Annotated in this window: 18 protein-coding genes and 2 tRNA genes; 15 read left to right on the forward strand and 5 right to left on the reverse strand. The window is 37.7% G+C overall.

Translation table 11 applies throughout. The annotated features are described in order from the left end of the window. The first annotated feature begins 355 nt into the window (after nt 1-355). The 15 genes from DXB63_RS11575 to tsf all read left to right on the forward strand — a co-directional run bounded on the left by DXB63_RS11575 (nt 356) and on the right by tsf (nt 15,736). Entirely contained in the window at nt 356-2,218 is a 1,863-nt protein-coding gene (locus DXB63_RS11575; protein ID WP_122126578.1) for a hypothetical protein, read from the forward strand. A 114-nt stretch (nt 2,219-2,332) separates the two neighbouring features. Further along, the gene (gene yaaA / locus DXB63_RS11580) at nt 2,333-3,097 is read left to right on the forward strand and encodes a peroxide stress protein YaaA (protein ID WP_122126579.1); all 765 of its coding nucleotides are present in this window, start codon (nt 2,333-2,335) and stop codon (nt 3,095-3,097) included. Nucleotides 3,098-3,100: 3 nt separating this feature from the next. Then, a complete protein-coding gene (locus DXB63_RS11585; protein WP_122126580.1) occupies nt 3,101-3,658 on the forward strand; it encodes a sugar O-acetyltransferase in 558 nt (185 codons plus the stop codon). A gap of 267 nt (nt 3,659-3,925) precedes the next feature. Then, the gene (locus DXB63_RS11590; protein ID WP_122126581.1) at nt 3,926-5,866 is read left to right on the forward strand and encodes a T9SS-dependent choice-of-anchor J family protein; all 1,941 of its coding nucleotides are present in this window, start codon (nt 3,926-3,928) and stop codon (nt 5,864-5,866) included. A gap of 225 nt (nt 5,867-6,091) precedes the next feature. Continuing rightward, nucleotides 6,092-6,166: transfer RNA gene (locus tag DXB63_RS11595), tRNA-Val, on the forward strand. Between the two features lie 34 nt (nt 6,167-6,200). Continuing rightward, nucleotides 6,201-6,275, forward strand: a tRNA-Val gene (locus tag DXB63_RS11600). A 133-nt stretch (nt 6,276-6,408) separates the two neighbouring features. After that, nucleotides 6,409-7,755 (forward strand): adenylosuccinate lyase, encoded by a 1,347-nt coding sequence (purB, locus tag DXB63_RS11605; protein WP_122126582.1) that lies wholly within the window; start codon nt 6,409-6,411, stop codon nt 7,753-7,755. A 67-nt stretch (nt 7,756-7,822) separates the two neighbouring features. Further along, nucleotides 7,823-9,229 (forward strand): pseudouridine synthase, encoded by a 1,407-nt coding sequence (locus DXB63_RS11610; RefSeq protein WP_122126583.1) that lies wholly within the window; start codon nt 7,823-7,825, stop codon nt 9,227-9,229. A gap of 30 nt (nt 9,230-9,259) precedes the next feature. Continuing rightward, nucleotides 9,260-10,666: an asparagine--tRNA ligase gene (asnS, locus tag DXB63_RS11615; RefSeq protein ID WP_122126584.1), complete on the forward strand. Its 1,407-nt coding sequence runs from the start codon at nt 9,260-9,262 to the stop codon at nt 10,664-10,666. 198 nt (nt 10,667-10,864) lie between these two features. Beyond that, on the forward strand, nt 10,865-11,359 hold the full coding sequence (locus DXB63_RS11620) for a DUF4488 domain-containing protein (protein ID WP_122126585.1): 495 nt from the start codon (nt 10,865-10,867) through the stop codon (nt 11,357-11,359). A 392-nt stretch (nt 11,360-11,751) separates the two neighbouring features. Then, nucleotides 11,752-12,768 carry a hypothetical protein gene (locus DXB63_RS11625; protein ID WP_122126586.1) on the forward strand — a complete coding sequence of 339 codons (1,017 nt, stop codon included), beginning with the start codon at nt 11,752-11,754 and terminating at the stop codon, nt 12,766-12,768. A gap of 205 nt (nt 12,769-12,973) precedes the next feature. After that, a complete protein-coding gene (rplM, locus tag DXB63_RS11630) occupies nt 12,974-13,435 on the forward strand; it encodes a 50S ribosomal protein L13 (protein ID WP_122126587.1) in 462 nt (153 codons plus the stop codon). 6 nt (nt 13,436-13,441) lie between these two features. After that, the gene (gene rpsI / locus DXB63_RS11635) at nt 13,442-13,828 is read left to right on the forward strand and encodes a 30S ribosomal protein S9 (RefSeq protein WP_122126588.1); all 387 of its coding nucleotides are present in this window, start codon (nt 13,442-13,444) and stop codon (nt 13,826-13,828) included. Between the two features lie 121 nt (nt 13,829-13,949). Continuing rightward, on the forward strand, nt 13,950-14,786 hold the full coding sequence (gene rpsB, locus DXB63_RS11640; RefSeq protein WP_122126589.1) for a 30S ribosomal protein S2: 837 nt from the start codon (nt 13,950-13,952) through the stop codon (nt 14,784-14,786). Nucleotides 14,787-14,911: 125 nt separating this feature from the next. Further along, the gene (tsf, locus tag DXB63_RS11645) at nt 14,912-15,736 is read left to right on the forward strand and encodes a translation elongation factor Ts (RefSeq protein ID WP_122126590.1); all 825 of its coding nucleotides are present in this window, start codon (nt 14,912-14,914) and stop codon (nt 15,734-15,736) included. 89 nt (nt 15,737-15,825) lie between these two features. On the opposite strand, the gene DXB63_RS11650 is transcribed toward tsf, so the two are convergent. The 5 genes from DXB63_RS11650 to DXB63_RS11670 form a co-directional block, all read right to left on the reverse strand. Continuing rightward, a complete protein-coding gene (locus tag DXB63_RS11650) occupies nt 15,826-16,665 on the reverse strand; it encodes a glycosyltransferase (protein WP_122126591.1) in 840 nt (279 codons plus the stop codon). Between the two features lie 128 nt (nt 16,666-16,793). Then, the gene (locus tag DXB63_RS11655; protein ID WP_122126592.1) at nt 16,794-18,617 is read right to left on the reverse strand and encodes an LTA synthase family protein; all 1,824 of its coding nucleotides are present in this window, start codon (nt 18,615-18,617) and stop codon (nt 16,794-16,796) included. Beyond that, a complete protein-coding gene (locus DXB63_RS11660; protein WP_122126593.1) occupies nt 18,614-19,648 on the reverse strand; it encodes a glycosyltransferase family 9 protein in 1,035 nt (344 codons plus the stop codon). The genes DXB63_RS11655 and DXB63_RS11660 overlap by 4 nt, the downstream gene beginning before the upstream one ends. 1 nt (nt 19,649) lies before the next feature. Further along, nucleotides 19,650-20,636, reverse strand: a complete 987-nt coding sequence (locus DXB63_RS11665) for a glycosyl transferase family 90 (protein WP_122126594.1) — start codon at nt 20,634-20,636, stop codon at nt 19,650-19,652. Continuing rightward, nucleotides 20,636-21,787, reverse strand: a complete 1,152-nt coding sequence (locus tag DXB63_RS11670; RefSeq protein WP_122126595.1) for a glycosyltransferase family 1 protein — start codon at nt 21,785-21,787, stop codon at nt 20,636-20,638. The genes DXB63_RS11665 and DXB63_RS11670 overlap by 1 nt, the downstream gene beginning before the upstream one ends. Nucleotides 21,788-21,790 lie beyond the last annotated feature (3 nt).

Consider the following 21,790-nt stretch of genomic DNA (forward strand, 5'->3'; position numbering starts at 1 on the left):
TGGAGCCGATGAAGACGGATTTCTTTTTTATTAATCCGTTATAATCAGCCTAATCAGCGTTATCCGTGAACCAAGTTCTCTAAATCTATTGTATAAAAAGTTAATCTATATTTTGCAGTTCAAATCATGAAGTAAAAAACGAGCGAGCGTTTTAAAAAGTCCTAGGATTAAAATTTAGCTACATTTTATTTGTATTTTGGTTTGGGACGGCATTGATCAATGCATCCGGTCATGTATTAGAATATGGCCCTTTCTATCGGCTGAATCATGATTTAGTTGATATTTGCTTTTGGAATATGGAAGCTGTTTCTCACGCTTTGTTATGTTTGCAAATGTAATTTTAATAAACCGAAATATGAGAAAAAGTACTTTAAAAGCATTTATTGTTGTGTGTTTGTTGGGAATATCCCTTTCTACATCAGCTCAATATATTTTGAGCTATAGCGACGGGAGCCTTTCACATCCGGTAGGGCAAAGCGTAGGCTCTGAAACTTATGACCTTTCTTCTGCAATGTATTTAGGTGCAGATAAATTAACTCCTTTGACAGGTAATGTAATTTCAAGTGTGAAAATTGGTCTTATGAATGGTACTTCATCTTATCCGGTAAATAGTTATGGAGATTTAGTGGTTTTTATTAAGAAGACATTGGACGGTGATGCTATCACAACACAAATGCTGGCGAAAGCCGACATTAAATTTGATAAATGGAATGAAGTGACACTAGAACACCCGGTAACAATTGATGGACAACCTTTATATATAGGATATACGATTGAAGACGCGAATAGTATGCCCATCGCTTTTGATAAAAATGTGAATATGGAAAATGAGAACGCCACTTGGTTTGCTCACGATGGCGAATGGGAAAAAAATCCGGGTTTTGGTAATACTTGTATCAAGGCAGTTGTGACAGGTGATAATGTCCCTGCATATAATGTGGCAGTTACAGACATCGTTGCTCCGAGTTTGGTGAAAAGCGGTGAGCATTTTAGCCTGTTAGCTTACGTCTTTAATAAGGCCAAAACTATTAATTCAATAGAAATAGTAGGTAAAAAAGGAGAAGAAACGGTCTTTACCTCTATAGCGTCCGATTTAGAACTTGCTTTTGATTCTAATAATATGGTTCTGTTTGATTTATCTTGTACCGGAGTAAATGATAAATCGACTTTGGATTTGTATGTATCTAAAATTAATGGTGAAGAAGTAAATCAGAGTGAAAAATATAGTTTTCCTCTGTCTTGTTCAGAAAATTGCGTTCCTCGTAAAATATTCTTGGAACATTTTACATCTTTACCTTGTAGCGGATGTCCGGGTGGGCTTGCCAGGATGAAGGAAGCTATTGGAGATGATATGGATAAGATTGTTTGGATCAGTCATCACAACGGCGCTTTTACAGACGATTATACGATAGCTGAAAGTAATGCCTTTATTGATTTTTATGGAGTTGATCTTTGTACTGCACCTTCTGCTATGTTTGATCGCGTTAACTGGGCTAAAGCTGGTGCTATGATTCCTACTGCCTCAAATGTAGTACCAACGCTTGGACCGGTATTTACGGTTTCTTATGCCGGAGCAACGGATGTGATGAAAAATATTTTGAGAATCAGAAAAGGAGAATATTCTCCGGTAAATATAACTGATATTGAACAAACATATTCCGGTCCCGGTAAATTGGTGGTAACTGTAAAAGGAGAAAAGTTGCAAGTGCTGGATGGAATGCCTGCCATTTCGGTGTTCTTAACAGAAGACGGATTGCCGGGAAATGATACGCATGGTGTTCAAGATCATGTTATACGTTATGTCGCAAATTCTCCTAAATATTATTATTGGGGAGATCCGATTAAGTTTGAGGGCGATGGAACTTTCTCTGTTTCATATGAAATAACATTATCCGGTAGAGGCTGGGGGGTATCAAATATGAATGTCATAGCAGTAGTGAGTAACTTGGATTTGACTGACATAAATAATAATGAGGTTTATAATGCCGAGCAAGTCAAACTTTATGATAATGGAACCGGTATTGATGATAATATCATTGAAAATTCGGTAATTGTTTATGGTGCAAATGGAAAAATTCATGTTGAAGGTGAATATGATTCTGTAGAAGTCTATACGGTTGATGGTAAACTTGTAGATAATACGAACTTATCTGCAGGAATTTATATCGTTCAAGTTCAAATGAAAGATCATATGCTCATAAGAAAGGTGCAAATTTAAGTTTTAGCTATCCGATAACCTTTAAAGTCCCATGTTTTGGAAAAAACATGGGACTTTTTATTTGGTGACGAATCTTTTCTTATATTTGTTTCATCATAATAAATCCGAATTAAAATGTTGATACTGCTTTCTTGTGCCAAGACTATGGCTGTAACTTCTAAAATAGAAATTCCGGCGACAGTTCCACAATATTTAGAACGAGCTAAAGATATTGCTTTCCAAATGTCTCAATATTCAGTAGATGAGCTGGAACAGATATTAAAGGTGAATGCTAAAATAGCTTTGCAAAATTATCAACGCTTCCAATCTTTTCATTCGGAAGAGAATTCTCCTTTGCAAGCGATTCTTGCTTATACAGGGATTGTTTTTAAACGTTTAGGCGTGAAAGACTTTTCTACAGAAGATTTTTATTATACTCAGGAGCATTTAAGATTAACTTCATTTTGCTATGGTTTGCTTCGCCCCTTCGATTTGATAAAGAACTATCGTATGGAGGGTGATATCGTTTTGCCAGAGCTTGGAGATATAACAATCTTTGATTATTGGAAACCCATTCTTACAGATGCTTTTATTACGGATATTAAAAGGAATGGAGGAGTATTAGTAAATTTGGCAAGTGGAGAAATGAAATTGCTTTTTGACTGGAAAAGAGTGGAGGAGGAAGTTAATGTTATTACTCCGGAATTTCGTGTGAACAGAAATGGTGAATTAAAGACAATAGTCATCTATACAAAGATGTGCCGTGGGGAAATGGCACGTTTTATCTTAAAAAATAAATTGGAAGCTCCGGAGAGCTTGAAGAGCTTTACATTTGATGGGTTTTCTTTTCGGCAGGAGCTAAGTGATGAACATAATTATCTATTTACTATATCTGAATAATTAATGAAAACCGAAATAGAAAAAATGAGGTCCGGTGAACTTGCAGATATGTCTTTACCGGAGATGCAGGAAAGTTTTATTCATTGCAAGAAACTGTTAGCACGAATGCGATTGATGAGTATGTATGATATTGATTACCGTAATCTATTGAATGAGCTTATACCTGAGATACCTGTGACATCTGTAGTGTGTCCTCCTTTCTATTGTGATCATGGGCATGGTATCCGTTTAGGTGAACATGTTTTTATTAATGCTAATTGCACTTTTTTAGATGGAGCTTTTATTACTATTGGTCACCACACCTTGATAGGGCCGAATGTTCAGATATATACTCCTCACCATCCTATTGATTATCTGGAACGTCGGACATCTAAAGAATATGCCTATCCTGTAACGATTGGAGATGATTGCTGGATAGGGGGTGGCGTGATAATCTGTCCGGGAGTAACGGTTGGGAATCGTTGTATTATTGGTGCTGGGAGTGTTGTGACGAAAAATATTCCGGATGATTCGATTGCTGTGGGGAATCCGGCAGTGGTTAAGAAAAGTGTATTGTCTTAGTAGATAAATTGTTAACTCATTTATTTTATTGGGTGGATTTCTTGTTTTCTTTATAGAAATATTATATATTTGACTAATTTTTGGTGAAGGTTTTATTTTATTTATAGTATTCTATGCTTTAAAATTAAGGAGCAAATATTTGAAAAGCAAGTTTAATAAAGCATTCGCCCGCAGTAAGCCTCTTTGTTAAATGCATTTTTATATTAATGGCCTAATGTTTGTTTTTAATATATTGTTGTTTAGAGTTAATAAATTAATTAGAAAATTATGAGAAAATCTTACTCTTTGCTCTTAGTGCTTTTGATGTGCCTATCAATAAATGCACAAAAGACGTATTTTACCTGTGATTTTAATGATGGTATCCCTGAAGGTTTTGCTTTATATGATGTAGATGGAAATACCCCTACAGCAGCAATGCAGAAAGAAGGATTTGAGGTTGGTAAACCATGGATCTCTATGAGTGTTCTTACTGATAGAAAGAATCTTTCGATTGGGAGTACTTCAGCCTATACTCCTGCCGGCACAGCTAATGATTGGATTGTACTTCCCGCAATAACGCTTGAGTCGGAATATGCTTATTTCAAGTGGACAGCAGCAAATCTTACTTCATCAGCCTTGAAGAAAGATGGTTATAAAATATTAATTTCAACTAAAGGAAATACTGTTGATGATTTTAATGACGCTAATGTTCTTTATGAAACAACGAAAGGGGAACAACAGCCGGGTGCTTTGTATACTCATTTGGCCTCATTGAAAGAATATGCAGGCCAGACTATTTATATAGCTGTCGTAAATAATAGTACCAATAAATCTATCTTGATAATGGATGATTTCTGGGTAGGGGAAATTTTTGAAAACTTAGAACTAAAAAATACGACTAATAATGTTTTAGATAAAGATGTAACATCTCGGGTTACTTGTTCATTGGTTAATCCAAATTTTATAGACTTTAAAGAAAATGTTACTGTAACATTGGATGTTGATGGGGAAACTTATTCAAAAGATTTAGGCCTTGTAAACTTGGCTTATGGTGGGGTAAAGAAGATAACTTTTAGCGAGGTTGATGTACCTGCACCTCTTGAAGGTGAATCAAGAAATTACACGTTAACGGCTACTTATTCAACTCCGTCGCAAGGTAACGTGGTGCAAACAATAAATTCCGCATTGCATCGTCTAGGTTCTACTTATTCCCGTAAAGTTGTAGCGGAAGAGGCTACAGGCACTTGGTGCGGCTATTGTCCGAGAGGTGCTGTTGGAATGAAAGCGATGCGTGAAAAATATCCGGATGATTTTATTGGTATTGCAGTGCATAATGATATAATGCAGGTAAATGAATATATGGCGGGCATATCATCTTTTATTACAGGTTTTCCTTCAGCTGTAGTGAATCGTACTATAGTAATTGACCCTACTGCGACAAATCTTGAAAAGCAACATATTAAAGAATTAGCTAAGCCGTCAGTTGCTTCTTTGAATATTGTAAAAGCAGATTTTGGACCTGATAATGTTGATGTAAGAGTGACGGTGGCTTCGTCTTTTGCATTTAACACGGATCGTGGGAATTCTAATTTTAGGTTAGCGTTTGTTGTGATAGAAAATGAAGTATCTGGAACAAGTGATGATTATGATCAAACCAATTATTATTCCGGTGGTGGTACGGCGATGGGAGGATTTGAGAAGTTGCCTGATCCGGTTCCTGCTTCACAAATGGTATATCAAGAAGTCGCACGTGGTATCGTGTCTTCTTTTGTTGGAGTAAAAAACAGTATTCCACAAAATATCGTGAAAGATGAGGAATTCATTTCTGAATATATATTTAGAGTCCCGGAAACTGTTATGAACAAAAAGAACATAGAAATAATTGCTATGTTAGTAGATCAAAGTTCTGGAGCGATTTGGAATGCTGATAAGATAGAAGCTGGAGATATAGGCTATGACCCTAATGTCTCTGGTGTAGAATCTGGAAAAAAAGAACAGGAGCAAATAAAACTTTATGTTGAGAATGATAATCTTTGTGTCTTGCTGAATATGGAATCAATAAATCCAACTCGCGTGGAGTTATTTAGTTTAGATGGCAAGAAGGTAAAGGATGTTCGTGCTGATAGTTCGTTGGGTGGGATATTTGTTCCAATAAATGAATTGAAAGGTATTTATGTTGTAAAAGTTAGTAGTGGAAATAGTACTTTGGTTAGAAAAGTTGCACTTTAAATAACTTTTTATATGGAATTAGGGCTGCTTTAGGGTGTTTCTAGAGCAGCTTTAATGCTTTTAGTTAAGGGATGATTGAAATGAGGTGATGTATGGGTGGTCTTTTTGTGTTTAGAAACAATGAATTTTTGAAGTAGATGAAATAATCCTAAAAATAATCACTAAATATTTTGGTGGTTTCAAAATAAACTGTACCTTTGCATCGCTTTTAAAACGAAAGTGTACGGGCGTTTAGCTCAGCTGGTTCAGAGCATCTGCCTTACAAGCAGAGGGTCGGCGGTTCGAATCCGTCAACGCCCACTCAACAAACCGACACTTTCGAATCTTAAGAATCGGGCGTTTAGCTCAGCTGGTTCAGAGCATCTGCCTTACAAGCAGAGGGTCGGCGGTTCGAATCCGTCAACGCCCACTTATCAAATGAAGGTCTTGCAAGTTACTTGTGAGACTTTTTTTATCTCAATTAATAAACTTTCTCCCCTTTGTATCCGTTTAAGTCAATAAAAAGAATTAATTTTGTAGCTTGATAATTATCTATTAAACTTATGGAGCTTGATTTACTTACAGCTATCTCGCCGATTGATGGCCGATATAGAAACAAGGTGGAGGCTTTAGCCTCTTATTTTTCAGAATATGCACTTATCAAATACCGTGTCCGGGTAGAAGTGGAATACTTTATTATGCTTTGTGAATTGCCGTTACCTCAACTGAAAGGTGTTGACAGTAATGTATTTGATAAGCTTAGAAATATATATCGTAATTTTACGGAAGCTGATGCCGGACGCATTAAAGAAATAGAAAGTGTAACCAACCATGATGTTAAAGCTGTAGAATATTTCCTGAAAGAGAAGTTTGATGAAATGGGTGGTTTGGATGAATACAAAGAATTTATTCATTTTGGACTTACCTCACAGGATATAAATAATACTTCTGTTCCTTTGTCTGTAAAGGAGGCGTTGGAAAATGTATATTATCCTCAAATAGAAGAGTTGATTGCGCAGTTGAAAAGTTATGCTCAGGAATGGGCGGAAATACCGATGTTGGCAAAGACTCATGGACAACCGGCTTCACCTACGCGCTTGGGAAAAGAGATTATGGTATTTGTGTCTCGTTTGGAACGTCAGCTTGAAACATTAAAGGCTTGCCCTGTTACTGCTAAGTTTGGTGGTGCTACAGGAAATTATAATGCTCATCATGTAGCATATCCGTCTTATGATTGGAAAGCTTTTGGTAATCGTTTTGTTGCGGAGAAGTTGGGCTTGGTTCGTGAAGAATATACGACACAGATCTCCAATTACGATAATCTTTCTGCTGTTTTGGATGCAATGAAGCGGGTTAATACAATTATGATTGATATGAACCGTGATTTCTGGCAATATATCTCAATGGAATATTTCAAGCAGAAGATTAAAGCCGGTGAGGTTGGTTCAAGTGCCATGCCGCATAAAGTGAATCCTATTGATTTTGAGAATGCAGAGGGCAATTTAGGTATTGCCAATGCAATATTTGAACATTTGGCTACTAAACTTCCGGTTTCACGTTTGCAGCGTGATTTGACGGATTCAACGGTGCTTCGTAATATTGGCGTACCGTTTGGACATACGATTATTGCTATTCAAAGCTCTCTGAAAGGATTGCGTAAGCTATTGCTGAACGAGAAAGCGATATTTAATGATTTGGATAATTGTTGGAGTGTAGTGGCCGAAGCTATTCAGACTATTTTGCGTCGTGAGGCGTATCCTCATCCTTATGAGGCGTTGAAAGCATTGACTCGTACAAATCAAGCAATTACCGAAAGTTCGATTAAAGAGTTTATTGAGGAGTTGAATGTCAGTGAAGATATTAAGAAAGAATTGCGGGCTATAACGCCACGTAATTATACGGGAATTTAAAGAAACGAGAGATTAAAGTAATAAATAGGTCGTGAGACCATGAGTAATAATTTTATTTTATAGAACAATGAGTACAGACAATGAAACTTGGCGTGAAAACTCCACAGAGGGGCAGGACGCCGGCCGTGATGGTAACAGGTCTTTTAATAGAGATGGTAACTATAATCGTGAGGGACACTATAATCGAGAAGGTGCTGATCGCCCATATCGTCCTTCTTATAATAAATATGGTAGTGACCGTCCGCAACGTCCTTACAACCGTGAAGGCGGTGATCGTCCGCGCTTCAATCGTGAAGACCGCCCGCAGCGTTCTTTTAATAGAGAAGACGGAAGCGAACGTCCTTATCGTCCGCGTGTAAACAGAGAAGGAAATAGTACAGATCGTCCATATCGCCCTTATAATCGTGAAGGTGGAGATCGGAACTATAATCGTGAGGGTGGCGATCGTCCGTATCGTCCTTCTTATAATAATAATCGTGAACGTAATTTTAACCGTGAAGACCGGCCATGGCATAACAATTCCGGTGAAGGAAATAGTGACAGACCTAGGTTCCAACGCCCTAATACCAATTATGGCGGTAATTCTTATAATCGTGAGGGCGGTGATCGCCCGCGTCGTCCGCGTATTAACAGTGGAGGAGGAAGCTATGGACAAGGATTTTCCCGTCCGGTACGTCGTACGGCTGATTACGATCCGAATGCCAAATATAGTAGAAAGAAACAAATAGAATACAAAGAACAGTTTGTTGATCCGAATGAACCGATCCGTTTGAATAAGTTCCTTGCTAATGCAGGTGTATGTTCACGTCGTGAGGCCGATGAATTTATCACAGCAGGTGTTGTCTCTGTAAACGGTGAAGTCGTTACTGAATTGGGAACAAAGATTAAGCGTTCCGACGTAGTTAAGTTTCATGACGAACCGGTTAGTATAGAACGTAAAGTTTATGTTTTGCTCAATAAGCCGAAAGATTGTGTAACAACTTCGGATGATCCACAGGAACGTCGTACTGTTATGGACTTTGTGAAAGGTGCATGTAATGAAAGAATTTATCCTGTGGGACGTTTGGACCGTAACACTACCGGAGTGCTTCTTTTGACGAATGACGGAGATTTGGCTTCAAAACTGACTCATCCGAAATATCTGAAGAAGAAAATCTACCATGTATACTTGGATAAGAATCTGACGAAAGCGGATATGGATCAGATAGCAGCCGGTGTTCAATTGGAAGACGGTGAAATTCATGCAGATACTATCAGTTATGCTTCGGATACGGATAAAGCGCAAGTTGGTATTGAAATCCACTCAGGAAAGAATCGTATCGTGCGTCGTATATTCGAATCGTTGGGTTATAAAGTGATGAAACTCGACCGTGTATTCTTTGCCGGACTTACAAAGAAGAACCTTCGTCGTGGCGAATGGAGATACTTGACAGAACAAGAGGTTAATTTCCTCCGTATGGGTTCTTTTGAGTAATATATATAATGTAGTACAAAATAAAAAATTATGGAAAAGATTCGTAGAACAAGAATTGCAGATGTACTGAAATCAGAGAGTTTCGGTACGAAAGTAAATGTCAGGGGATGGGTACGTACTCGCAGAGGCAGTAAGCAAGTAAACTTTATCGCGTTAAATGACGGTTCTACTATAAATAATCTGCAGATTGTTGTCGATATTGATAACTTTGATGAAGAGGTGCTGAAGTTGGTTACTACCGGAGCTTGTATCAGTGTGAACGGTACATTGGTAGAATCCGTAGGGCAGAAACAGAAAGTGGAAATGCATGCTGACGAGATAGAAGTGCTTGGAGCGGCAGATCCTGCTACTTACCCACTTCAGAAGAAAGGTCATACGATGGAATTCCTTCGTGAGATTGCTCACCTTCGTCCGCGTACGAATACTTTCGGAGCGGTGTTCCGTATTCGTCATAATATGGCAATTGCTATTCATAAGTTCTTCCATGACAGAGGCTTTTACTATTTTCATACGCCTATTGTCACGGGATCAGACTGTGAAGGTGCCGGACAAATGTTTCAGGTGACTACGATGAACCTGTATGATTTGAAGAAAGATGAAAATGGTTCTATCATTTATGATAACGACTTCTTCGGCAAACAGGCAAGTCTTACAGTTTCCGGTCAGTTGGAAGGTGAATTGGCTGCGACGGCTTTAGGTGCCATCTATACGTTTGGTCCTACTTTCCGCGCCGAGAACTCTAATACTCCGCGTCACTTGGCTGAGTTTTGGATGATCGAACCGGAGGTTGCCTTCAATGAGATTGAAGATAACATGGATTTGGCGGAAGAGTTTATTAAGTATTGTGTGAAGTGGGCGCTTGATAATTGCCGTGATGATGTACAGTTCCTGAACGATATGTTTGACAAAGAGCTTATCACTCGTTTGGAAGGTGTGTTGAGAGATGATTTTGTGCGTCTGCCTTATACGGATGGTATCAAGATTTTGGAAGAGGCTGTAGCTAAAGGACATAAATTTGAATATCCTGTTTATTGGGGAGTTGATTTGGCTTCTGAGCATGAACGCTTCTTGGTGGAAGAACATTTCAAACGTCCGGTTATACTGACTGATTATCCGAAAGAAATCAAGGCTTTCTATATGAAGCAGAACGAAGATGGAAAAACAGTTCGTGCAATGGACGTGTTATTCCCGAAAATCGGTGAGATTATTGGCGGTTCGGAACGTGAATCGGATTATGATAAATTACTTTCACGTATCAAAGAGTTGGATATTCCGATGAAAGATATGTGGTGGTATCTGGATACCCGTCGGTTCGGCTCTTGTCCTCACTCCGGTTTCGGCTTGGGCTTTGAGCGTTTGTTATTGTTTGTTACTGGTATGACAAATATCCGCGACGTGATTCCGTTCCCGAGAACACCGAAGAATGCAGAATTTTAATAAGAGTTTTAATAACTGAAATAGAAGGGGATAGATCAGAGATGGTTTATCCCCTTATCTTTTGCTGGAAATGAAAAATATGAATGAAAGCATTTGATTTATAGATTAATTTTGTAATTTTGGAAATACATTGATTCTGTATAAAGTTTCTTTGTGGCCTTGTTGACAAGCCTTTTATTAACTATAATATATATAGGTATGAAACAACACTATTCTTTTATCATTCTGGCAGCGATGCTGCTGGGGGTAATAAATGTCATGGCGCAAGAAACTGATAGTAGTTTTAAGCCTGCCAATCTGAAAGGTATCTGGCAAATGTGTTTTTATGTATCAGAGTCGCCTGATATTCCCGGTGAATTGAAGCCCGGCAATACTTTTAAAGTCTTGACCGATGATGGACACATCACAAATTTTACAGTCATTCCTAATAAAGGGGCAATTATTACGGGAGAAGGCTTGTATGAACAAACTTCGGATAATACGTATGTAGAAAATATCAGCCGTTCTATTCATCTTCCCATGCTTAATGGTAAACCTAATACTCTGACTTTTGAGATACAGGAAAACCGATTGTTGAAGCTTAAATTCTATATAGAAAAAGATGAGTATGGGAATACAGTGGATACGTGGTATCACGAAATATGGATGAGAGTTAATATGCCGCCGAAATATCCGAAAGATTTAGTTCGGTAATGTAGAATGGATGAGATCTCTTTGTGGATCAGATACTTGTCTTTTATTTGGTTTAATCGTATAGCATAGGGACGTATTGTGTATTAGTACGTGTCGTTCAACATACGGTCGATTGATTACAAACGATAGGAGTTTGCAGACAAACGACCGTATGTTTGTCATCAATCGACCGTATGTTCTTTTAAACAGAACTGCACTCCTAAAAGTTGGACGGCTTTGATTTTTGTTTGAATTGCATAGAAATGGAAATTTGTGTGCTGTACACTTGGATGGAATACTAGATTTGGTGTTCCTAAAAGATAAATGAGCATATTTCTTTGTCGTAAATAATTTATATATATCTTTGCGGATATTAAAACAAAGCGACAAACATTTTAATAGACTAAATTATAATGAAAAAAACAAATCTACTTCTATGCACGCTGTTTCTGGTTTTTATATTGACAAGTTGTTCGCCAAGAATAACAACTACTGTTTTTAAACAATATCCTCCTGTGGATAAAACAGCTCCGGTACGCGTGTTTGAATATGGAGAGCAAGCGCCGGAGTCATCAGAGGTTTTAGGCATGGTTGCAATTACGGATAAAGGTTTTACAACGAAATGTGATTATGAAAGCGTAAAAGGTTTTGCCATGGAAGAAACGCGTAGAATGGGAGGAAATGCTTTTCAGGTGACAGATCATCGGTTGCCTAATTTTTGGGGCAGTACTTGTCATGAGATTGCAGGTACGGCTTTGCGGATACTATTGGAAGATTCTACTCTCAATCAAAAACCGCCTTTTAAAATAGAAGATGGCTATCGGCAAGCTTATGGAGTTCGAAGAAGACTCTATCAGACAAGTCCGTTTGATTTTACTCTCAACGTGGGTTATGGTGTTATTTATAATCGTACAAAAGGATTGGACAGGTCAGAAAAACGCGCGGAGAGAGAATTAAGTAACGGTTTGACTTGGGATGCTACCTTTCATCAATATTTCAAAAACAATATGGGGTGGGGTATTCAATATTCCGGATATAATTCGTCTACAACCTTCTCCGGGTTCGATCATAATGTATTACTTACTTATATTGCTCCTCAATATTCATTGAAAGCAGTGTGGGAAAAGTGGGAAATGAAATACGAACTGGGAGTCGGTTATATGAGGTATTATAATAAGGTGACGGCTCCGCAAGGTGTTGGGGCGGTCTATGGGAATACCATCGCGGCAAATATGACGCTTGGCTTCGAGTATAAGCTGTCCAAACACTTCGGATTGGGTGTCGATTTAGGATTGGTCGGTGGCTCGTTTGGCAAATTGAAGTATAAAAATCTTATCCCGGAAAGAGAATTGGGAGAGGATGAAAGAATGGGAGTCGAACGTGTTAATTTCACACTCGGATTCAGGTATTATATAGGTAGAAAGAAGTAGAGAACCATTTCTTCCATTTATCTAATAATCAAAAAACAAGAGATTTCTTTTGCCATTTCAAAGAAAAGCAGTACTTTTGCAAGCCGATTATTATCCGAACGGATAAGATTTTAATAATAAGCGTGTTATGTAGCTCTTGCCGTTGATGGCTGGAGGCACGCGAAAAAAGTTTTTTAGTAGTTAACAATTTAAAAAGAATTTAAGAGTGGATACTTTAAGTTACAAGACCATTTCTGCAAACAAAGCAACAGCCACTAAAGAGTGGGTCGTTGTGGATGCTACCGATCAGGTGTTGGGTCGCCTCGGTGCTAAAGTTGCGAAACTGTTGAGAGGAAAGTACAAACCAAACTTTACTCCTCACGTAGATTGCGGTGATAATGTTATTATCATCAATGCAGACAAAGTAAAATTAACCGGAAACAAGTGGACTGACCGTGTTTATTTGTCATATACAGGCTATCCTGGCGGACAAAAGGAAATGACTCCTGCACGTTTGATCGCTAAACCGAACGGTGAAGAAAGACTTATGAAGAAAGTCGTTAAAGGTATGCTTCCCAAGAACAGACTGGGAGCGAAATTATTGGGTAACCTTTATGTTTACGCAGGTAGCGAACACAAACATGAAGCTCAAAGCCCGAAAACAATTGATATAAACTTACTTAAATAATAAATAATGGAAGTAGTAAATGCATTAGGCAGACGTAAACGCGCTATTGCTCGCGTATTCGTAAGCGAAGGTACAGGAAAGATTACTATAAATAAGAGAGACCTCGCAGAGTACTTTCCATCAACTATTCTTCAGTATGTTGTAAAACAACCATTGAATAAACTTGAAGTTGCTGAGAAGTATGACATCAAAGTTAACCTTTGTGGCGGTGGTTTCACCGGACAATCACAAGCTTTGCGTTTAGCTATCTCTCGCGCTTTGGTGAAAATCAATGCTGATGATAAAAAAGCTCTTCGTGCAGAAGGATTTATGACTCGCGATCCTCGTTCTGTTGAACGTAAGAAACCTGGTCAGCCGAAAGCTCGTAGAAGATTCCAGTTCAGTAAACGTTAATATTTGCTGGAAGATTCTGGCGGGATTACGTTTAGTATCTAAACTACCGGGATTCAAGATGACTACCCGGCGGTTGGTTTAGAAAAACAAAAAAGAAAGTAAACGATTAAAAGAAAAAACAATGTCAAGAACAAATTTTGATACATTATTGGAAGCTGGTTGCCACTTCGGTCACCTTAAGAGAAAATGGAATCCGGCAATGGCTCCTTATATTTTCATGGAACGTAATGGTATTCATATCATTGACCTCCATAAAACTGTCGCTAAGATAGACGAAGCTGCTGAAGCTTTGAAACAAATCGCAAAATCAGGAAAGAAAGTCCTGTTTGTTGCTACTAAAAAACAAGCAAAACAAGTTGTGGCTGACAAAGCTACATCTGTAAATATGCCTTATGTAATCGAGCGTTGGCCGGGTGGTATGTTGACTAACTTCCCGACTATCCGTAAGGCTGTTAAGAAGATGGCTACTATCGATAAGTTAACTAGCGATGGTACTTTCTCTAATCTCTCTAAGAGAGAAATTCTTCAAATTTCACGTCAACGTGCTAAATTGGAAAAGAACCTAGGTTCTATCGCTGATTTGACCCGTCTTCCTTCTGCATTGTTCGTAATCGACGTAATGAAGGAAAATATTGCAGTTCGTGAAGCTAACCGTTTAGGTATTCCTGTGTTTGCTGTCGTAGATACCAATTCAGATCCTAGCAATGTAGATTTCGTTATCCCTGCAAATGATGACGCTACAAAATCTATCGAGGTAATCCTTGATGCTTGTTGTGCTGCAATGGCAGAAGGTTTAGAGGAAAGAAAGGCTGAAAAAGTTGATATGGAAGCTGCCGGTGAGGCTCCTGCTACTAAGGGAAAGAAAAAATCAGCAAAAGCAAGATTGGACAAAGCTGAAGAAGAAGCAATCAATGCTGCTAAAGCTGCCGCTTTCTTGAAAGAAGACGAAGAAGCTTAATATAATTGAGAGTTGAGGGTTGAGAATTGAAAGTGGAGAGTCATGCTTATATAACTCTCAATTCTCAACTTTCGACTCTCAACTGTTTTTAAACTAATATTAAACCCAATAAAATAAAGAAGACTATGGCTGTAAGTATGGCTGATATAACCAAGCTGCGTAAAATGACGGGAGCTGGTATGATGGATTGTAAAAATGCACTGGCTGATGCGGAAGGAGATTTCGACAAGGCAATGGAGATCATCCGTAAAAAAGGACAGGCTGTTGCTGCGAAACGTTCTGACCGTGAAGCTTCAGAAGGTTGTGTACTTGCTAAAAGCGCAGGTGAATTTGCTGCAATCATCGCTTTGAAATGTGAAACAGACTTCGTTGCAAAGAATGCTGACTTCGTTAAGTTAACTCAAGATATTTTGGATGCTGCCGTTGCTAACAAATGCAAGACATTGGATGAAGTGAAAGCTCTTCCGATGGGTAATGCAACTGTTGCTGAAGCAGTGGTTGATCGTAGTGGTATCACAGGTGAGAAAATGGAATTAGACGGATATATGTTCGTTGAAGGTCCTGCAACTGCAGTTTATAACCACCAAGGAAAGAATGCGCTTTGTACAATTGCTGCTTTCAATAAGGCTGCTGATGAAAAAGTTGCTCATGAAGTTGTTATGCAGATTGCTGCGATGAATCCGCTTTCTATTGATGAAAAAGATTTAGATCCTGTAATTTTGGAACGTGAAAAAGAAATTGCAGCAGATAAAGCTCGTCAAGAAGGTAAGCCTGAAAATATGATTGAGAAAATCGCTATGGGCCGTATCAGCAAATTCTACAAAGAAGTTTGTTTGTTGAAGCAAGAGGATATTATGGATCCTAAGAAAACTGTAGCTGATGTCTTGAAAGATTCAGATAAAGATTTGACGGTTGTTGCTTTCAAACGTTTTACATTAAGAGCAGAATAAGCCAATAACTGAATAAATAGGAAAACTGTCTCAAATTAAACTACCATGATCTTCTATCATCAGTAGTTTAATTTGAGACAGTTCTTTTTTTATTTTTGTCTTTGAAGATGCAAAGCGATTCCTAGCTTGCATATATATTCTTTTCGTTGTTGTTTTGTCATACCTTTATTCATATTTTCCGATTGATCTGTCCATGAACGAGGATGGTTTAAATGATATTGGACTGCAAGATTTCTTAAAGAGTAGAATTTATATCCTGCCATTTTAAAGCGCCATACTAAGTCTGTATCTTCCCCATAGGCTGGTTTGTCGTAATCTTCGTCGAAACCATTAATACTCATAATTGCAGTTTTTGAAAATGACATGTTGCATCCTGTCAGATAGTCCAGTTTCCTTAATTTGGGTATGAATGCCATGAATCCTGTAGGCGAACAAAATATACCCTCTTCCGGTCTTTTTATACCATCGCTTTTTATTAATGCTTTCCAGATAATGAACTGTATCTTTTGTATATGTTGGGTTGATTTCAGCACCTGCGTGGATTGTTCTTCGTTTAGGAAGACTCGCAGCCCGGCAAGAATCCTGTCTTGTTGAAAATATGTGGTATGTATTTCAATGAAGCGGGGATGAAGAATGCAATCGCCATCGATGAATATCAATTGTTCTGCACTGGCTGCAAGGATTGCTCTATTTAAAGCTCTGTTCTTTCTCCATCCTAAATCTTCCTGTACTAAGTGCTTATGGGGATTTTGGAATGGATAGTTATCAATAAACCTTTTTACCTCTGGGTCATTACCATCTTCTGAAATAATAATCTCAAAGTTTTGTTCCGTTTGGAAAGGTAAACTGTCTAAAACTGCCTTTAAGAATACACAGTTTTTATAGATTGAAATGATAAGACTTGCTTTGCAGCCTGAATTATTTTTCATTGGAATTGTCGTGTTTATTATTAATTTCTATTATATTATATATATCAACAGCTGAGACCATCATGTAATCTCCGCACTATTTTATTAGAATTGTCGTGTTTATTGCTGCCTTTTACCTGTTATCTAATCTATCTACTGCTTAGGTCATCATATAATGTTTGTAATATTGCTTTTCCTTTTTCTTCTCTATTTTCATCTTTACCGTATAACGCTCGGTTAGCAGTATTGTCATAAACTGTACAACCGGTAGAATCCCGGAAATTAAATCCATTGTTAAATGTATTGAAAGCAAATGGATATATGTATGTATCTGCCAGAACATCCCGACTAAAGATAAACTCCTCATGAGGTATATCGAGTTGTCCGAGAACTGTAGCCGGAAGGTCTGTCTGACTCATGATTTTATCAATCTTACAAGGTTCTTTGATTGCTCCTCCAAGAAGTAGCATCGGAATATGAGGAAAGTCTGGCGATGCAATTTCTTGGTGATTAAAACCATGATCGGCAGTACAAACGATTAATAGGTCATCCCATGCGGGAGTGGTTTTTATCCGGTCAATGAAATCACCGAAGCAGCTGTCGGTGTATGCAAACGCGTTGAATTTTACATCTTCGAGTCTATGGTAAGGAACGTCAAAAGGAGTATGGGAGCTAATGGTTAGAAAAGTGGTATACCAAGGGGCTTTTTGTTGTTCATGCTTTTGTTGGATATCCTGGTAGAGCCATTCGAATGCTGTGTGATCGGGTACTCCCCATTTTGTTGTGCGCTCTGAAGCAGGAAAATTATCTTGGCTTACTAACTTATCATGCCCCGCGGCTATAAAATAGTCCGACATATTGAAGAAAGTTATGTCACCGCCATATAATGCCTGTGTTTCATAACCGTAGTTTTTCAGACTTTTAGGTAATCCTGGCAATGTGTGTATTTTGTGGGAATATCTCATAATACTTGTGGTTGGTTGGGCCAAATAACCGCTTAGGGCGGAAACGATTCCACGATCGGTTCTGAAGCTGCTGCAATAACATTGGGTAAAGTATACTCCTTCTTCGGATATTCTGTTAAAATTAGGAGCAACATCTTTCATCCCACCCAAGTTTTCAATAAATACAGCTCCGAAACCTTCCAGCACGATAACTAATATATTGGGACGTGACGTATTCAGATAATGTTCTGTTGTATTGCCTTTTGTGGGGAATAACGGTGCATAAATCAGTTCGCACTTTTCTTTCGGGAAGAAATTGAACTGGTCATCAAATTTTTCTGTTCTGGAAGTAGTATAGGCTATGTTGAATAAAGGGTTTAATGCCGCATGATTATGGAATGCTGTTTTTGAGTAAAATGCTCTTCCCGGAGTATTAGGCCATATTCTTACTCCACGTATCATTGCAAAGATACATCCACCTAATAGAATCATGTATATTGGAGTAAGTATCCACTTCCTTTGGTAGGTTTGTTTAAATTCGATTTTACGTATCGGGAACGCCAAAACTAAAAAGTAAATACCTGCAAGTATGATAATAGCTAATACTCTTATAGCTATATAAGCAAGGGAGACACTGGCAAATGCATTCTTCGGATCATCTAAATATAGAAAAACGGTAGCGTCTAATTTAAACTCCCAGAATTCATATAGAGAAGCATCAGCCAAGGTTATAATTGATAATAACAGAGCTATTATTCCATCGTATCCCATAAGTATTTTACGAGGATTTAATTTAGGAAATACCAGATATATCCAGATGATAAGAAATGGAATGATGGTTAAATATCCGGCTGTTGCTAAATCTAGCGGCAATCCGTGGTAATAGATTTTTGTCAGGTCGGAAAATGTACATTGTGAACCACCATGCTGCCAATTGTATAAAAGGAATATGGGCTTTTGAATGAATAAGAAAATGGCGAGACAAAGTGCAAGATGACTGATAATATAAATAATACCTTTTTTTATCATGATCTTTTATTTTTATTTAATGTGATAATATTCTCTATATTTTGAATAACTCTATCGGGAGATATTGAATTCATGCAGGAAAAATGATGCAGTGGACATTCTGCCGTTCCGCTGATGGAGCAAGGTTGACAAGGGAGATCCATGCATATTGCATTCTCTTTCGATTGTTGCCATCCGAGAAACCCGCAAAGAGGAGTTGTACCTCCCCAGATAGATGCTACCGGTATATTTACTAAAGATGCTAAATGCATATTGGCCGAATCCATGCTGACCATTACATCCAATGTTGCCATAAATTCCAACTGTTCTTGGAAAGATAACTTATCCGGAACAATAGAAGCGTTAGGACTTTCTGCTATCAATGATTGCATGATGTTATATTCATGTGCTCCGTTACCGAATAAGTATATAGCATATCCTTTCTGTGATAAATTGTTGATGACGGTTTTCATGAGTTCTGCCGGATATACTTTTGTAAAGTAACGTGCAAAAGGGGCTATACCAATCCTTTTTATGTTCTCTTTCCTATCTTCTTTGGTTATCACAGGAAGATATGAGGAGTTTTGTGAAAGTTGTACATCAAGTCCTAATCGCTTGAATACTTCTACATATCGATCGAAAAAACTTTTTTGTTGAACTTTTCGCTTGTTCTTTAGACGGGTTAATGCTTTCCTTTTGCTACGGGATTTATGGACGATAGCCACTTTAGTTCCTGTAATTGCGAATAAGAAATCTAATATATATGAACGTAATATACCATGTAAATCAGCTATTGCATCGATATGGTATTTTTTTATGCATTTGAATAGTCTCCATATTCCTAATATACCATTTGAGAGCCCAAAGTCGCAACTAATAATAGAAATGTTTGCAGGACAAGAAAAGAATAACCCTTTAAATCTTTCCCGAGTTAGTACCCGGATAGATATAGAAGGGTTTTGTTCTGCCAATAAATAAATGATGGGGATTGTCATGGCAACATCTCCGAGAGCAGACATTCTTATTATAAGTAGTTCTTTTATTGGCTTCATATCAATGTTTTACTTGTTCGGTATTTAGAAAATATTTTTGTAAGACAAGTAAGGAAATTAGTTTTTCTTTACTTTTATTCTTGAATTGCTTTATGTATTCGTGATTGTTACGAATAATTGTTTCGGCTTTTTCCGGATGCTCTATATAAAATTGCATTCGTTCTATCAGATCAGAATAGTCCGGTTTTATGGCTACATAATGATAGTCAGGGATTAGTGTGCCCTCCATAAACCAACTTTCGTAGGTGGGTTTTGGCATTACCGGAAGAGAATTTGACGACATTACCCACTTTAAATTGGTTGCAACGTCATTGCCTTCGATACAACATATAAACTTATAGTTTAGCTGTTCCTTTATCGGAATAAATTCTTTTATCCATTCTGTATGCCCGTCTATAACGTCTCCATTGATTTGGCCGACATTACACATCGGATGACCAAAATATTTTCTTAAAAATAAAATACGGTGGGGTTGGCATACGTAGTTTCGTGAAATAATCATGTCTTTCTTCTCGCGAAAAGATTTGGAGTCATGAATGAACTTGAAATGTCTTTTTCTATTCAGTTTCATAATAACTGAATTGCTAAACCTTCCATTAGTTATCGGACGACTTTTTACTATGGAAGGGACGGATGGTTCGGTTGTAATATCCCCAAACTCATAAAAGAATCGAAAGTTCTTATTGAAATAAATTATTTCTTTGTATAAGTCAAAGAAATAAGTAGATAGTTTCTTCTTCTTCCGGAAAGGAAATTTATAATTGCGGATGAGGGTACTGTTATCCGTTGGTAAGGTGCATTTAGAGAATCGACAGTAATAATCTACGCGCTCTGTAATGTTTGTAGCGTAATGTTTGCCTTGGCGAATCCATAGTGGGCGCATCATTCTAAAGAAAGAAGCAGGAATAATATAAATGATGACAGAACAGATAAAATAAATCATTCTGTCAACAGCCTTACCTATAGGATTATAATAAAAGAAGTTCATTATCTTCTTTGTTTTAATAGGTTCTCATAACATTTTTCCAATCGGGCGACAGATACTTCCGGTTTGAACTTCTCGATATGCTGTGTACCCTTTGCAATCATTGTATTTCGCATTTGTTCATCGGAGAGAATCTTTGTAATAAGTTTGGCAAGCTCCGATTCGTCGAATGGCTCACAATAAGCACAAGCATCACCTCCAGCTTCTTCAAGGCATGACCCTTTAGCTGCGATAACGGGTATATTTGACGCTATTCCTTCGAGTATAGGAATGCCGAACCCTTCGAAAAATGATAGATAAATACATAGACTGGCACCCTGATATACTGCCGGTAGATCTTGGTTTGACACATTGTTAACAATATGTACTCTATCCGATAGATTTAATTTTTTGATTTGCTTTTCCAATTCCTCTTGTAACTTCGTTTTTTTGCTGACAATAACAAGAGGGATATCCGGTACAGATGCTAACGCATTAATAATCGTTTTATGGTTCTTTCGCTTCTCGATAGTTCCTACTGTTAATATGTACTTCTCAGGAAGCTTATAACGCTGCTTTACTTCTGAGATAGAATCAGGCTCGACTTTTATGTAATAATTAGCAGCACATCCTTGTAGGATAACTTCAATATTCTGCTCGTCTACATGATAATAATTGATAATATCATTTTTAGTCTGCTGGCTTATTGCGATAATCTTATCTGCGTGAAGACAGGCATATTTTACTTTAAGTTTTAAGATATTTCTATCCCAAAAGTTAAAGGTCTGAGGATAACGTAGAAAAATAAGATCATGAATGGTCACAATCGAGGGAATACCGCTTTTATGAATACCGAAAGGAAGTTCATTGCTGAGACCATGGTACAAATCAATGCTTTTCTGTTTTAAATCAGAAACAATGCCATAACATCTCCACCATTCTCTACGTAGTGAGTTAGAAAATGGTGAAAGAGTAATGCTGATATTCTCGCTTTCCTGTAGATTTAATTTTGCTATACGATTGTTACTCTTGGGAGAAAAAAGGATAAATTTAGCTTCCGGATTCCTGGAAGCTAAGTTGTTTATTACAAACCGGCTATAATTACCTATGCCTGTAAGATTGTTTAATGCCTTTTTCCCATCAAGGCCAATTGTGATGTTTCTTAAATCTGCCATTAA

The sequence above is a fragment of the Bacteroides sp. OM05-12 genome, assembly GCF_003438995.1.
Taxonomy (GTDB): domain Bacteria; phylum Bacteroidota; class Bacteroidia; order Bacteroidales; family Bacteroidaceae; genus Bacteroides.